Raw genomic sequence first — 15,226 nt, 5'->3', positions numbered from 1 at the left:
GCTCACGGGGCGGGCGCCAATCCGTAATAGTCGCGCATGAGATCGTCGTACTCGGCCGCCTGGATCGGTCCACGGCTCCGGCCGCGCGGCGCGACGTCGACCGACAACAGGTGGTCGTTGAAGGCGGCCGGATCGTTCAGGAGGGCGTAGGGTAGCACGTGCCCCTGCGGATAAGCGCGCAGCCGTTCCCCCTGGGCGCCGAGATCGAAGGCCGCCACCGGCAAGCCGGTGCGGAGCGCGAGGGTCAGGGCGTAGGAGTAGGTTTCCGGCCAGATCGCCGGCAGCAGCACGAGATCGGCGAAGGACCGCGCGGTGAGGTCGAGGGCCTCGTCGTCGCTCATGTAACGACCTGATTCGGTGACGCCGGCGGCTGCCAGGGCCGGCCGAAGCGCCGGGTCCGAGAAGCCGATGATCGTGAAGTCGATCGGTAGGTCCCGGTCGCGCGCGTCCGTGGCCAGCGCCTGGAGGAAGCGCGCGCCCTTCATCATGTTGATGGCGCCGAGCACAGCCACCCGACGCCGCCCCGCCCCGCGCTTGCGGGTCGCCGGGCGGATCCGGCGGTCGGCCTCGAAGTGTGGCCGTACCGTGATCGCCAGGTCGGGATAGACTTCGCGCAATCGCCCGGCGGTGTCGGCCGACGGCGCGAACACGCGCGCCGCGCCAGCCAGGAACCGTCCGAACACACCTCGACGCTCGCCCGGATCCGGCTCCTCGTAACCGTCCGCGTCCGAAGCCAGGCAGTCCCGGCACACCGGCACCGGCGCCAGCCCGCAATAGCTGCCGTCCGGCATCACCAGGTGGTTGCGGTGGCAGACCGGCGAGAAGTCGTGCAGCGTCCAGGCATACGGCCGTCCCGATCCGGTAACGAGGTCCATCATCGCCCGCGCCGCCGACCAGCGCAGACCCGCCAGCGAGTGCAGGTGGATCAGGCGCGGCGCCAGCTGCGCGATGAAGGCGGCGATCTCGGCCGCGTCGCGGGGCAGGTACAGGCTCTCCAGGTTCGGCAGGTACAGATACTCGCCGCTCCGGTACGAGACGTTGATCCGCAGGTTCCGGTCCCGGTCGACCGAGAGCAGCACCACGCTGGTGCCCTCGCCCTGGAGACGGGCGATCACGTCCTCGATGTGCCGCTGGATGCCCCCGCCCCAGCTGTGGGTCACGAACAGCACGGCCCGACCGCTGAAGTGCCGCGCCAGCCGGTACAGGTCGAGCCGCGCCCGGGCCGGGCGGCCGGGATCGGCGGCCACGAACTGTCCGACCACGGCCGGGTAGTCCGGATGCTTGGCCAGCAGCGCCGCCTGGCCCTGGTCATACTCGCCGCCCAGGTCGAGCCCGAACGAGATCTGGCCGGCATGGTAGGCGTACACGTCCTCGGCCAGCAGGTTCGCGAACCCGGCCTTGCGGGCGCGCATGCACCAGTCGTTCTCCTCGCCGTAGCCCTTGCCGAAGGCGACCTCGTCGAGGGGGCCGACCGCGTCCAGCGCGGCGGCGGTCATGTACATGCAGAAGCCGACGCCGGTGGGGACCTCCACGGCGTGGCCGCGATTGATCCGCGCCGCCGCCTGATCGAGCTCCGGACGGGAGATCTCAAGCGCCATGGCGTTGTTGGCGTTGAACTTCGGGTAGCTGCAGATGGTGGCGTTGCTGGACAAAGGCGTGATGCTTCCGACCCGCGGTCGCGTCTCGGCATGGGCGACCAAGCGGTCGAGCCAGTCGCCGAAGACCTCGGCGTCGGAGTTGAGCAGGACGACGGCCCGGCCCTGGCGCATCGACAGGCCGCGGTTGACCGAGCGGACGAAGCCGAGATTGCGCTCGTTCTCGACGAGGTGGAACAGGCCGCGGCCGGCCAGCTCGGCCAGCTCGGCGGTGAGGTCCGGGTCGGGGGATCGGTCGTTGATGGCGAGCAGGGTGAAGGGTGTTTTCTGCGGTGCGGCGAGGCAGGCGTGGATCGCCCGGAGGGTCTCGCCGCGGCCCTTATAGATCGGCATGATCACGACGACCTCGGCCCGCGCGATCGGCAGCCCGGAGGGGAGGCCATCCCATTCCCCCGGCGCGGGGGCTTCCATGGGCGGCCAGGTGCCGAGATCCTCGGGGCATGCCATCAGCCCGGCGGCGCGGCCGGTGCGGACGTAGTGCAGGAACGGCGATTCGCCCGCCGCCAACAGGTGGCCGTAGGCCCGACCGTAGAACTCGTACGAGAATCGCTTGTTCGGGAGCCGGCCCTCGTGCTGGCCGTGGGCGACGAAATGGGCGAGCGCGCCGCCGCGCGCGCCGGCGACGTCCGGGTAGCGCTTCGCGTAGAAGTCGGCGTCGAAGTGCGGCTCCATCAAGAGAGCCTCGTCCATCAGCGCCTCGTCCTCCTCCGAGGGCGGGGTGCCGTAGCGAGGGTCGAATATGCCGGGCGCGATATCGACGCCGAGCATCACGGCGGTGGCCAGATGGTGGACGAACGGCGCCACCCCGGTCTCCTGCACGGAGCCGTGCTGGTCGAGATATTGCTGCCCGTTGAAATCCGCGCGCGGGTTGCGCCCCGTTCGCCAGCCGCGCTCGCAATAGTCGCGGATCGCGTCGACCGCGTCGGGCACGCCGTAGCGTCGACGGTAGAAGGCATGGTCGAAATGCAGCGCGGCCAGGGCTGCCTGGAGGTGCAGATAGGCTTCGCGGTCGACCGGCTCGCGGCCGATCTCGGCGATCCAACCGGTCTCCTCGACCGGCGGTTTCTCCGGCCGGAAACCGCAGACGCGCAGCAGGGTGAACAGCGTCGAATGCCGCGGTCCCGGATCGCGCCCCTCGCGCCAGCCCGTGCTCGCGAAGTGAGTGTAGGGCCGCACGCCGCCGCGCATGTCGGAATAGGTGGCCCGGTACCACTCTTCGTCGACTGCCGGAAAATTGATCCGGCCCGGGCCCGCGAACGGCCTCCCGCTCAACAGCAGTGTCTCGGCGATGTATTGGAAGAACGGATCGCGGCGCACGGCGCGATTGTCAGCCCGCTCCTGCACGAAGCCGGCCGGGTCGAACTCCTGGCGCGGGCTGCGCATCGCCCGCCACTCGCCGGCGGCGTAGGCGCGCAGAAGCTTCTCGTCGGAGCGATCGTCGTCGCGGCCGCGGTAGTAGCCGGCGTCGAAGTAGGGCGCGATCGTGCCGACCTGAAACGCGACCGCCTCGTCCTCGCTCAGCGGACAGGCTTGGCCGCCGTGCCGGACGTAGTGCAGCAGCGGGTTCTCCGCGGCGTAGCTGATGCCGCGGGTGAGGCAGTAATACGGGATGTCGAAATGGGGCGACGGTTCCCGGCCCTCGCGCCAGCCCGAACTCATGTAGTGGCCGGCCGGATCGACGCCCGCTTCCCGAAGGTCGGGGTTCCCGGCGAGATAATACTCCGCATCGACGAGGCGACGGGCGAGGCGGGTGGCACGTCGGAGGTCGGGCGGCGGGATCGCCGCGCCCCCCCGGTCGAGCAGGCCGCGCAGATAGTGCACGAACGGGTTGATGTCGGCGCGCTGGAGGAACGGGCGCGCGGCGAGGTACTCCGCAGTGGAGAAGTCGGGGCGCGGGTCCCGGCCCTGGCGCCAGCCGGTGCGCAGGTAATCGCGCAGCGCCGCCTCGCCGCCGATCCCGTACCAGCTCGCGTAGAACGCCGCGTCGAAATGGGGCGCTAACAGCGCGAGTTGATCGGCCTCTGCGGTCGGGTCGGTCGCCCGCGGCAGGCCACCGCGGGCCGCGAGCCGCACCAGCGGATTGCGACTCGCGCGCGTGCCCGGCGCCCCGGCCCAGCGATGAAACAGCCCGTCGAGGTCGCCGAGCAAGCCCCCGCCCCGGCGCCAGCCCGCGCCGAGGAGGCGTGCGGCGCCGCCGCGGGCGATCGTCCGGCCGAGGGGGCGACCCAGTTCGGTCAGGCCCCGAGCCCCGCCCCGGGTAAAGCGCGGCGCCATCACGCCACCTCGCGGCGCGGGCACGGCGGACCCGCGACCAGGGCGGGCGCGATCGCAGAGATCGGGTCGGTCGGGCACATGTCAGCTTGACTTTGGGGAGGCGGACGATCGCCGCGCGGATCTGATCTGGGTGAGCGGACTAATCGAACCGGCCGGCGCCGTAAACTCGGGGGCTTGCGCCTCAAGCCTGTGGCCACCCGTCGTAGTCCGGCGGTCCGAGGCGCAGGACGGCCTCGTTGTAGTACGGATCGTGCGCGATCCGCGCGCCCCAGCGCTCGGCGAACCGCGCGGCCTCGCCGGGACCCGTCCGGGGTGCGCGCCGGGGGGCGGTATCGGCGAGGACAGCGCCCGGCTCGTACACGATCCGGAGGCCGGCCGCGCGTCGGCCGAGACAGTAATCGACGTCCCAAAGGCCGGCGCCCAGCTCCGCGTCGAGGCCGCCGGCCACGCGGAACGCCTCGGCCCGGGTCATCAGACACTCCCCGCTCACGGCGAGGAAGTTCCGCGCCGCCGCCGCACTGAAGAAGTAGCCCTCCGCCCCGCCGTTACCCTCGCGCACGGGCTCGGGCCTGCCCGCATGGGCCACGATGCCGGCGTGGCGAAACTGTCCATCCAGACCGATCAGGCGGGCGCCGACCACGCCGACCGCGGGTTTCTCGAACTGGATCACCATGCGCTCGATCCAGTGGCGCTCGACCGGTTCCAGGTTTGGATCGAGGAATAGCAGGAACTCCCCCGATGCCGCTCGGGCGCCGGCGTTGAGCCGGCGCGCCGGACCGCCCTCGGGGGCGACCACCGGGCGGCACCCCGCCGCCCGCAGTGCCGTCTCGGCCGGGTCATCCGCGCGGTCGAGGACGGCGATCGGGTCGAGGGCGCCGTGGCTCGACGCCTCCCGGATCGCCGCGATCCGGCCCAGAAACGCCTCGACCGCGCGCGCCTCCTCGCCCGCCCGGCCGAGCGGCAGCAGGGCGATCGTCGAGACGGTCTCGTCCCGCGGACCGGGCGCCACCGCGTAACGGCGTGCCCCGGCGGCGACCTCGACCTTGGCGCCGGTGCGGCCGGTGCGCGCCAGCCGCTCGCCGATCAGGGCGCGCTCGCCCTCGTCCTGCCCGAAGCGCCGGTCCGGACCGCGCAGCAGGATCCGGCGCAGGTGCCGGACCGGGGCGCCCGCCTCGTCGAGGTGCAGGGTCAACTCGAAGGCGCTGCGCGCTGCCGCCAGCAGGCCGTCCACCGCGGCGCCGCGGAAGCACGCCGCCCTGCCGACATAGTCGAAGCTCTCCAAGTAGTCCGGGCTCCAGCCCGGCTTGAAGAACGGCAGGGCGCCGCGCGGACCTGCGACCTCTTCGTCGCCGTAGATCAGGTCGGCCGCTGGCGCGCGGTTGATGTCGCAGGCGAGGTCGTAGAGGGCGCGCGGGGGCAACTCGTCGCCTCCCCTGAGCCAGAGCAGGTAGGCATCCGCCCGATCCCGCAGGGCATCGCGGGCGGCGCCGCGCGTCTCGCAGGCGATGGCCCGGTCATAGATCTGCCGCGCCAGCGACGCCCGCGTGCCGCGCGTCGCCTCGGCGTCGTCGCCATCGATCAGCACGACGAAGGTCGGCTGCAGCACCATCAGCCCGATGTGTCGATGGAGGTCCTGGATCTCGCCGGCGAGCGCCACGCGCTCGGCGGCGACGCGCCGGGCGTGGAGGGCCTCCAGCGGCAGGGGCGAGCGCCCCTCGGCCCGTCCGGCGACGGCGAAGTGGGCGAGCGGGTTGAGGCCGGCGCGGGCCACGTCCGGGTGGCGGTCGAGGTACCAGCGGGTCGAGAAGTCCGGGCTCGGGTCCCGCCCCTCCGCGACGCCGAGGTGCAGATAGTGGTGCAGCGGCGTCTCGTGGCCGTCGATGAGCTCGGGGTAGGTCCGCAGGTACCAGCCGCCGTCGAACAGCGGATGCGGCTCGGAGCCGATGTGGACCCCGCGCTCGACGTAGTCCACCAGCGGATCGGCGTCCGGACCGAGCTCCGGGTGGCGCGCCCGATACCACGCGGCGTCGAACAGCGGGTTCGGATCGCGGCCGGCTCGGATGCCGTGCGTCAGGTAGTGGACCAGCGGATTGGCGTCGCCGAGATCCGGGGCGCGGGCGCGATACCAGCCGACGTCGAACAACGGGTGCGGGTCGCGCCCCTCGCGGCCGCCGTCGCCGAGGAAGTGGACGAGCGGGTTCTGACCAGAGCCCGCGACGTCCGGGTTGCGCTCCAAGTACCACGAGCTGTCGAACAGGGGGTGCGGATCGCGCCCCTCCGCCGCGCCGCCCTCGACGAAATGGGCGAGCGGGCTGCGGCCGGTCTCGACGAGGTCCGGGTTGCGGGCACGGTAGAAGGCGGCGTCGAACAGGGGATGGGGGTCGAGCGCGGCCCCCCGGGTGCGGTAATGCAGCAACGGGTTCGCGCCGCGCGCGTCGGGGTTGTGCCCCAGGTACCACGCCGCGTCGAACAGCGGGTGCGGGTCGGTCCCACCGCGGTCCTTCAGGTAGTGCAGCAGCGGGTTTGCCCGGGCGTCGGCCGCCTCCGGCACCTGCCGCAGGTAGTGCGCCGGATCGAACAGCGGGTGCGGGCTGAGCCCAGCCCGCGCCCCGTCGGTGAGATAGTGGATCGCCGGGTTCACCCCGGCCTCGGCCACGTCCGGCACCTGTTCGAGGTACCAGGGCGAGTCGAACAGCGGGTGCGGCTCGGCGCCGGCCTCCGGCTCGCGCCCGAGATAGTCGAGCAGCGCGTTCTCGCCGGCTTCCGGGAAGGCCGCGCGGTACCACGCCGTGTCGAACAGCGGGTGCGGGTCGTAGCCAGCCTGAGCCCCGATCCTCAGGTAGTGGACCAGCGGGTTCTCGCCGGTCGCGGCGACCTCCGGGTGGCGGGCGAGATACCACGCGCTGTCGAACAGCGGGTGTGGGTCGACCCCCTCCCGGGCTCCGTCGGCGAGGTAGTGCAACAGCGGGTTGAGGCCCGCCTCCGCCACGTCCGGGCGCTGGCGCAGGTAGAAGGCGGTGTCGAACAGCGGGTGGACGTTGCGGCCCTCGCGCCCGCCCTCGGCGAGATAGTGCTGCAGCGGGTTCGCCCCCGCACCGGCGACGTCGGCGTTGCAGGCGAGGTACCAGACGGTGTCGAAGGCCGGGTGCGGGGCGAGCTTCGCGGCGGCGCCGCGCGCGACGAAGTGCAGGAGCGCGCTCTCGCCCGCATCCGGGGCCTGGACCCGGTACCAGGCGGTGTCGAACAGCGGGTTCGGATCGTGTCCGGGCCGGTCTTGATGGGCGAGGTAGTGCGCGAGCGGATCGTCGGCCGCCTCCGGGTGGCGCGCGGCGTACCAGACGGCGTCGAACAGGCCGGATTCCCGGATCGCCCGGGCCGCGGAATCGGCTTCGGTCGGGCGCCCCGGCGCGGTCCCCGGACGGTCCGGGGCGGGCAGGTCGGAGTACGGCGAGGCGTCCATGTCGTCCCGGTTCGTCGTGCGGGCGCAACAAATAGCGGCGGCTCCGCCACGCCGCAACGACCGGGTCTCGGGCCCGGCCTTCGGCGGCGCAACCCGGGCATCGGCCGGTGGGACGACCGCGGCCCCGGCCGTGCCGGACCCCCTACGGGTGCGCGGGCCGCAGGGTCGGCAACTCGGAGGGCGGCGGCCGCTGGCCCGCGCGCTCGGCGTGCGGCAGGCCATCCCAGGTCGCGCGCAGCCGCTCGTACGCACCGCGGTAGCGCACCAGCGTGCGCTGAATGTCGGCGGCCCCGGGCAGGGCCCGTCCGTCGATCGTGGCCGACCCGTTCGGTGGCTGGCTCGCGATGCCGGTGACCGTCACCCGGTCGGTACGCTCGCGCAGCAACGCGCCCGCCTCCGACAGAAGCGCGGCGTAGTCGGCGAGCGTCCGCCGATAGGTGTAGAACTCGGCCTGCGCGAAGGCATAGTCTTCGACGGTGTAGGGTTTGGTGGTCATGCTGTCCGATCTCGCCCGATCGCCCAGAAGCATGGATGAGGCGGCCGCTCGACTCCAGTCCCGCGCGTCACGGCGAGCCGGCGGCGTCCCCGGTGAGCCCGTCGGCCCGCGCGCCCTCAGGCGTTGGCGCTGAGGCGCTTGATGTCGGCGTCGACCATCTCGGTGATCAGCGACTCGAGGCTGGTCTGCGCCTCCCAGCCGAAGGTCGCCTTCGCCTTGGCCGGGTTGCCCAGCAGCACCTCCACCTCCGCCGGCCGGAAGAAGGCCGGGTCGATCACCAGGTGGTCGTCGATGTTCAACCCGACATGCTTGAACGCGATCACGCACATGTCCCGCACCGTCGTCGTGCGGCCGGTGGCGATCACGTAATCGTCCGGCTTGTCCTGCTGCAGCATCAGCCACATCGCCTGGACGTAGTCCCGGGCGTGGCCCCAGTCGCGCTTGGCGTCGATGTTGCCCAGCCGCAACTCCTTCTGCTTGCCGAGCTTGATCCGCGCCACCGCGTCCGTGACCTTGCGGGTGACGAACTCGACGCCGCGCAGCGGGCTCTCGTGGTTGAACAGGATGCCGTTCGAGGCGTGCAGCCCGAAGCTCTCCCGGTAGTTGATCGTCATCCAATGCGCGTAGAGCTTGGCCACGCCGTAGGGCGAGCGCGGGTAGAACGGCGTCGTCTCGCTCTGCTGCGCCTCCTGGATCAGGCCGAACATCTCGGAGGTCGAGGCCTGGTAGTACCGAGCCTGGGGGACGACCGAGCGCAGGCATTCGAGCATGTGCACGGCGCCGAGGCCCGTGACCTGGCCGGTGAGCAGCGGCTGCTGCCAGGAAGAGGTGACGAAGGACTGGGCGGCGAGGTTGTAGATCTCGTCCGGCTTGGCGGTCTGGACGATCCGCAGCAGGGCGGACTGGTCCAGAAGGTTGCCGTCCACGAGCTCGACATCGTCGAGGATGCCGAGCCACTTCAACCTGTGGTCGAACACCCCGGCATGGCTGGAGCGGCGCACGATCCCGGTGACCGTGTAGCCCTTCTGCAGCAGCAGCTGCGCCAGATACGCGCCGTCCTGGCCCGTAACCCCCGTGATCAGCGCGCGCTTGCCCGTCATGAAACCGTCCCGTCCCGTCCCGTTGCTGCCCGGCTGCTAGGGCTGCCATCGAGGTGACGTCAAGTCGGCAGGGCGCAGCCGATGCCGTCGGGGGCAGTTCCCCTTCCAAGTCAAGAATCGATCGGCCGGCCGCGGGTCAGTCTGCCGGGCCGAGGTCGAGGCACGACGCCACCGCTTCGGCCATCATCTGCCGGCCGACATCGTTGTAATGGACGATATCGGTGAAAATCGGCTGCTCGGTCTCAAAGAAGATATCGCTGAGATCGTGGATGCGGAAAGACGGCCGCGCCCCAAATTTACCGTGATACTCTCCGACGACCGTTTTGATCCGTCCGTATTGCCGGTCCAGATAGGCTAGAAATTCGCTCGACGCGAAGGTCCGCTCGGTCTCAGTGAGCTGCGCTTTGCGCACGACCATCGGTTGCAGGATGATATGGATTGGGATGCCGATCCCTTTGGCCAGCCTGCCGATGCGATCGACCGCGAGTTCGAAGTGCCTGACGACCTCCCACTCCCAGGCGGGATCCTTCCAGCGCGTCACCGCTCGCAGGTTGCGCAGCCGCGTGAAGATCAAATCCTGCATCGCGGCTTGACCGAGATCATCCAAGTCGCCGCGGAGCCGGGTTTGGGAGAACAGCTCGTCGTAGATCCCCTCGACGGCGAACATGTTGTACGGGTATCCCGGCCGAGGATCGAAGGTCCAAGGCTGGAAGACATCGGTTCCACCGGCCAAGATGACGATCGCGTCCGCGTCCATGTCGATGAGTTTCGTGGTCGTCAGCATGATCATCTGATTCATGCAGCTGGATATGGCGCCGAAATTGTAGACGTGGGCGCCTGCCCCAGTCCTCGCGCGCAGCGCCGTCTGGATCCGGCCGGGGACGGTGTCACCCGCGGTGACGCCGTCGACCATCGTGCTATCGCCCACGATCAGCACTCGCAGGGTCTCATTCGCGCTCCGCGGCCCGATCGTGGCATCGTTGCGGTACCCGAGCGCGTCGTAGTGCCAGCCGTGGTCGAAGATCTGCGACGAGGGTCTGCCGGCGAAACCGACATACGGTGCCGGAAACCTGATGTTCGCGTCGAAGGTATCGAGGTGGCGGACGAGTTTTCGCTTCTCGGCGTCGACGGCGGACTCGGGTGCATCGATCGTCATACGTGTTCCCGTGGATCCGCCCGTGTCAGGACTCTCCGGGCGCCGGCCGATCTCGCGCTCAAACCCCCGTCGCCTCCGCGAGCGCGCCGCAGTTCGACGGGCTAAGGGAGGATGGACGCACCCTCAGTAGCCATCATGATGGCGACATTCGGACGGCGCTCTAACGGGGGCTCGGAGGCTGACGAGACACTGGCTGACGCGGCCTTTCGATCCCGTACTCGCCGCGCGGTCGTGGGGACGGGGGACGGTTTCCCGTTCGGAGAACGCGTATCGCCGATCGGCTCCGATCTCTCCCACCGGGTCGGGCCGGCGATCGCCCCGGACTCATCCGACGTCGCGAACGGGTCACCTGCGTCCGGTGTTGGGTGACGGGCTTCGCTGGCGGGGGTTAGCCCCGACCGGTATCGGCGTCCTCTCGACTCCCGACCTGCCCGGCGAGGCCGTCGTCAGGACGGCTTCATGATCTGCCGACGGATCGAGTGCGCCGCCTGGGCTGACGATTCAGTGGCGTCAGGCGTCATCGATCTCCAACCAACTGTCCGCGACGGGGCCGATGAGCGTCTCGCCGATCCCGTCCTCAGTCTTCGCCCGCGGCCGGTTCCGGCCGGCCACTTCCCTCAACCGCCCGATCACCGTCGTCCTGTTCAGCGATTCGTAATCCGCGATCAGAAGCAGCAGCTTGTCCGCGATGGTGGGGGTCTTCAAAAGCTGGTCGATGCCAGTGGTCGGGCTGGGCGGGCCGCGAATCATGGGGGCGTGGGGCGGCTGACCCGAGAGCGTTCGGCACGCGGCGCGCTCTTCATCAGACGCGCGTGTTCCGCGCCGACCTGCTCGCCCGGCACGCGCACGGCAGGGACGTTCTCGGCGCGGGACATGCCGTGAAACACCCGCATGAACACTCCAGCCGACTCCCGGACCACCCCCGGGACAAGCCGGCGCCGCGAGGCCGCGCATTGTGACCGCGCGCGATCTGCGGCACTCTCGGTTCGAGCGCAGCCCAGCGTCGAGGCTGATGGGGATATCGTGAGCAGCCTCAAATTTGGAACGAGCGGTCTGCGGGGGCTCGTGACGGACCTCGTTGGAGCGCCGAGCCACGCCTACGCCGACGCGTTCTTCCGGTCCGTCGCCGCGGCCGGCGGCCGCGGCGTCGTGATTGGGCGGGATCTGCGCGCGAGTAGCCCGGGCATCGCCGCGACCGTGGCCGCGGCCGCGGCGGCGGCGGGCTTCGAGGCGATCGACTGCGGGGCACTGCCGACCCCCGCCCTGGCGCTCGAAGCGATGCGGCGGGGCGCCTACGCCGTCATGGTCACGGGCAGCCACATCCCGGAGGATCGCAACGGCTTGAAATTCTACCGGCCCGATGGCGAGATCACCAAAGCCGACGAGGCCGCCATCCTGGCGGCCCTCGGGCCGGTCGCGGACGCGGTCGATGGCGCGCCGGCTCTCCCGGTCACCCCCGAGCCCGACGCGATCGCCCGCTACCGGCGACGCTACAGCGACGCTTTCGTCCCGGACATCCTGTCAGGCATGCGCGTCGCGGTCTACCAGCAGAGCTCGGTCGCCCGCGACCTCCTAGTCGACCTGCTCGGGGCGCTCGGAGCGCGCCCCGAACCGATCGGCCGATCGGACCGCTTCGTGCCGATCGACACCGAGGCGCACAGGCCAGAAGACATCGCCTTCATCCGCCAGGCCATGACGTCCGGCGCGTTCGACGCGCTCGTAACCACCGACGGCGATGCCGACCGACCCCTGGTTGCGGATGGCACCGGACGAATCGTGCGCGGCGACGTGCTCGGCCTGATCACCGCCCGCTACCTCGGCGTCGACGCGGTCGCGGTGCCGGTCACGGCCGGGTCGGCGCTTGAGCGCTCCGGCGGCTTCGGGCAGGTGGTCCGGACCCGGGTCGGCTCGCCGTTCGTGATCGCCGGCATGGAGCAGGCGCGGCGCGACGGGGCCCGCGTCGTCGCGGGCTTTGAGGCCAACGGTGGCTTCATGCTCGGATCGGATGTCGCGATCGGCGGCGCGGTCCTGCCGGCGCTGCCGACGCGCGATGCGATGCTGCCCATGCTGGCCACGCTGGCCGCCGCGCGCTCGGCCGGTGTGGCGTTGGCCGAACTGATCGCCGCGCTCGACGTCGGCGAGATGGCGAGCGACCGCTTGCCCGACACGCCGGCGGAGCGCAGCGGCGCTTTTCTCGGGCGGCTCGGCGACGAGGCGTCCCTGCGAGCATTTCTGAGCCCGATCGGTGCGCCGCAATCGGTCGACCGGCAGGACGGGATTCGGATCGGGCTGGATGGCGGAGGCACAATCCACTTCCGCGCTTCCGGCAACGCGCCTGAGCTGCGTTGCTACGCCGAAGCGCGGACGGCGACGGAGGCTCAGGACCTCGTCCGGTGGGGGCTGGCGGCGTCAGCGGCTGCGATGAAGCCCTGAGAAACCTTCTGCGATGCTCGACGGGCCCGTCGCGTGGCCGATGCGGCGCGGGCGGTGAGCTCGGAAGTGTGCATGTCGGCCGCGCCGTTTGATCGCCAGCGGGGCCCCGATGCGCCGGGGGCGGGTACATCGGCCCGAGAGGTGGGCAGCTCCTTGATTCGCGTCAGGCGCCTCTGCGTCCGGTCAACGCGCGATCCGCCAACCGCTGCGCCGGCTGAGGAGACATAACTGATCTTCACCGCCATCGTCTCGGCGTCTGACGGCTGGCATCCTCCGATCGCGCACCGTAACAGCGGGTCGGGGTTGCTGCAGCCCGGTTGAAGGCATCGGCTGAACCAGGTCGTGCCCGAGAAGGCCTGGCTTTGCGCGAACCCATCGCGAAGGTGTCCCGGATGGGGCCACGAGCGTTTATGTTTATTTGGTGCGGCATGAATCCCCGAGGGCGACGGGGGCGCACAGATCGGTACTCAGGAGATCAGAGCCCAGCATGCCGGACCAATTGGAACTGGATGGGTTGAACGAGCTGCTGGCCGCGCTCGTCGAGGAGCGATTGAACATCGTCACTTCCGTGAGGAAACTGCGGGACACCCGCAGGCAGAAGGGCACCTTCGTCCTGGGCGACGGGGCCGCCAGCGGAACCCGGTTCGCGATGGTGCAGCACCAGATCGAAATCGTCGAAGCGCTCATCGCGTCGAAGATACGAGAGACGGGGTGACGGACCGGCCATGCCCGCTTGCATCGGGGTATGCCGGATCCATGTTCGTGCGGGCGTCAAACGGCAGGGAGCCGATCGCCGCCCTCCCGGCGGGTCGGCGCGCCGGACGACACCGCGCCAGGATGTGCCTGCTGCCCTTGCCACACGATTGTGTCGCCGTCTGAACGGTCTTCTGAGATTGGCCGGCGCGCCCTGCACCGCCGCGGATGCCAGTTCAGCGCGTGGAGGTACCTCCTTCAGCGCCGGATGGAGCCGGCCGTGACGAGGGCGTGACCGACCTGTGAGACGACGGGGCTCGGGATGAAGCGCTCGTGGAGGGGTGATCCGCGCCCGATCATCGGTTTCGCGCTAACCCCACCGGGAAGCGGACGGGTCGACCAGAGGTGTTCAAGGGTCCGGAGGACAAGCGCGAGCCCCGGTGGCAAGCCGCGAGAGTCGCATCGACTGTGCAGCGTCGCGGTCGACAAGCGATGTGCGCAAGGCAGTCGGAAGGATCGATCGATACCGTCGGCCCGATGTGGTCCGCGACGCCATCCACGGACTCCAGCCATGCCGTCGCGAGACCCTAACCGACGCATTCGCCGGGGTTGCGAGGGTGGATCGGGAAGCCACGGAAGTCACACACTCTTGCGGGGGGGGGCGGCTCGGCAACGGTGGTAGATTCACCCCTATCGACCGTCGAACCGCCTGCCGCGCTGGGCGGGGCACATCTGGAGGAAGCGGTGGCTTCTACGCCTTGACCGTCCGCGGAGCCGTTACCTCTGCCGTCGATTCCGGCACCAGCGGCCCCGGAATCGCCGCCTCCGCAGCACGCATCAGGCGAGCCTCGTGCCGTCGCATGAAAAGCCACAACGCCACAGCTCCGAGGAGGACAAAGGCCAGCAGCCCGAGGCCGACCGGTCCCATGACGTTCTCGATCGAGCGTCCGCACAAGTAAGCGCCGACGCCCATGATCGAGGCCCAAGCGACGCCGCCGAGCGCGTTGAAGGCCATGAAGCGGCGCGCGTCGAGACGGTTCACCCCGGCGAGCACCGCCGCGTAGGCGCGAAGCATCGCGGTGAAGCGGCCGAAGAACACGATCTTGCCGCCGTGCCGGCGGAAGAGATATTGGCCGAGCTTGAGCCGACTGTGGTCGAGGCCGATCAGGTGGCCCTTGCTGATGAGCAGGGGCAGGCCCCACCGACGTCCCACCCAGTAGCCCGCGTTGTCGCCCACGATCGCGGCGGTCGCAGCAACGGCCACGACGAGGGCGATATTCAAGTTGCCAGTGCTGCCGGCGTACACCGCCGAGGTGAGCAGAACCGTCTCGCCGGGCAGCGGAAGACCGGCGCTCTCCAGCGTGATGATGACGAAGAGTGCGATGTAGCCGTAATTTGCGACGAAGTCGCCGATGGGCAGTTCGTGCAGGAAGGACATGCTGTCGCCTCGCGGATCGGAGGGGCACGCTGTCGACGACAAAGGTGGCGGCGACAGGGCGGTCGAAGAAACACCGATCCTAATTTCCTTTGCGGGACATCATGTCCGTAGGCTCGGACGGAGGGGCCGAGCGGATAATGCCAATCGTCTTTTTGATGTTGATTTGCGCCAGGGCTCGATGGTCCGACCTCGGGGAGCGATCCATTGGCTGATCCCGTGTCCGAGAAGCGCTCGATATCCCGGACGACAGGTTTCGTAAGACGCCCAAGTTGAAGCCGACCTCAGCGCAGAGCTGGCGCGAGGCCCCCGGGCATCGGGATCGCCAGGCCCGTGCCGGGCCTGCTTCCGGTGGCGGCGTGATGGCGGCAGCCGTTGTCGCAGAAGGCACGCAGCGTGCGTCGGTCCAGGCCGACATCGCACAGCACGGCGTCGTCCAGGACGGAAAGGATGCGGTAGTTACGCGCCGCCGCACGACGCGCCTGGAGGGATTTCAGAATATCCAAGATCATTTCCCGCTCTCT

General features: G+C 70.1%; 10 protein-coding genes. 2 read left to right on the top strand and 8 right to left on the bottom strand.

The features are described 5' to 3' along the window. Positions 1-2: 2 nt before the first annotated feature. The 6 genes from LGR69_RS19565 to LGR69_RS19540 all read right to left on the bottom strand — a co-directional run bounded on the left by LGR69_RS19565 (position 3) and on the right by LGR69_RS19540 (position 10,891). Positions 3-3,929, bottom strand: a complete 3,927-nt coding sequence (locus LGR69_RS19565) for a glycosyltransferase (RefSeq protein WP_230367057.1) — start codon at positions 3,927-3,929, stop codon at positions 3-5. Between the two features lie 181 nt (positions 3,930-4,110). Then, positions 4,111-7,389: a glycosyltransferase gene (locus tag LGR69_RS19560; RefSeq protein ID WP_230367056.1), complete on the bottom strand. Its 3,279-nt coding sequence runs from the start codon at positions 7,387-7,389 to the stop codon at positions 4,111-4,113. Positions 7,390-7,531: 142 nt separating this feature from the next. After that, the gene (locus LGR69_RS19555) at positions 7,532-7,885 is read right to left on the bottom strand and encodes a hypothetical protein (protein WP_007559306.1); all 354 of its coding nucleotides are present in this window, start codon (positions 7,883-7,885) and stop codon (positions 7,532-7,534) included. Between the two features lie 116 nt (positions 7,886-8,001). Next, positions 8,002-8,985, bottom strand: a complete 984-nt coding sequence (gmd, locus tag LGR69_RS19550; protein ID WP_230367055.1) for a GDP-mannose 4,6-dehydratase — start codon at positions 8,983-8,985, stop codon at positions 8,002-8,004. A 136-nt stretch (positions 8,986-9,121) separates the two neighbouring features. Continuing rightward, positions 9,122-10,141, bottom strand: a complete 1,020-nt coding sequence (locus tag LGR69_RS19545; RefSeq protein ID WP_230367054.1) for an SGNH/GDSL hydrolase family protein — start codon at positions 10,139-10,141, stop codon at positions 9,122-9,124. Between the two features lie 510 nt (positions 10,142-10,651). Next, positions 10,652-10,891 (bottom strand): hypothetical protein, encoded by a 240-nt coding sequence (locus tag LGR69_RS19540; RefSeq protein WP_230367053.1) that lies wholly within the window; start codon positions 10,889-10,891, stop codon positions 10,652-10,654. A 273-nt stretch (positions 10,892-11,164) separates the two neighbouring features. Here LGR69_RS19540 and LGR69_RS19535 point away from each other — a divergent pair, with 273 nt between their 5' ends. Together LGR69_RS19535 and LGR69_RS19530 are read left to right on the top strand one after the other, a co-directional pair. After that, a complete protein-coding gene (locus LGR69_RS19535) occupies positions 11,165-12,574 on the top strand; it encodes a phosphomannomutase (protein ID WP_230367052.1) in 1,410 nt (469 codons plus the stop codon). A 487-nt stretch (positions 12,575-13,061) separates the two neighbouring features. Beyond that, on the top strand, positions 13,062-13,289 hold the full coding sequence (locus LGR69_RS19530; protein WP_230367051.1) for an HOOK family protein: 228 nt from the start codon (positions 13,062-13,064) through the stop codon (positions 13,287-13,289). Positions 13,290-14,018: 729 nt separating this feature from the next. Here the strand turns inward: LGR69_RS19530 and LGR69_RS19525 are convergent. Further along, entirely contained in the window at positions 14,019-14,705 is a 687-nt protein-coding gene (locus tag LGR69_RS19525; protein ID WP_230367050.1) for a DedA family protein, read from the bottom strand. Between the two features lie 281 nt (positions 14,706-14,986). After that, on the bottom strand, positions 14,987-15,214 hold the full coding sequence (locus tag LGR69_RS19520) for a DUF1127 domain-containing protein (protein WP_230367049.1): 228 nt from the start codon (positions 15,212-15,214) through the stop codon (positions 14,987-14,989). Positions 15,215-15,226 lie beyond the last annotated feature (12 nt).

The organism is Methylobacterium brachiatum, assembly GCF_020523825.1.
GTDB lineage: Bacteria > Pseudomonadota > Alphaproteobacteria > Rhizobiales > Beijerinckiaceae > Methylobacterium > Methylobacterium brachiatum.
This window is presented reverse-complemented; position numbering and strand designations above follow the sequence as displayed.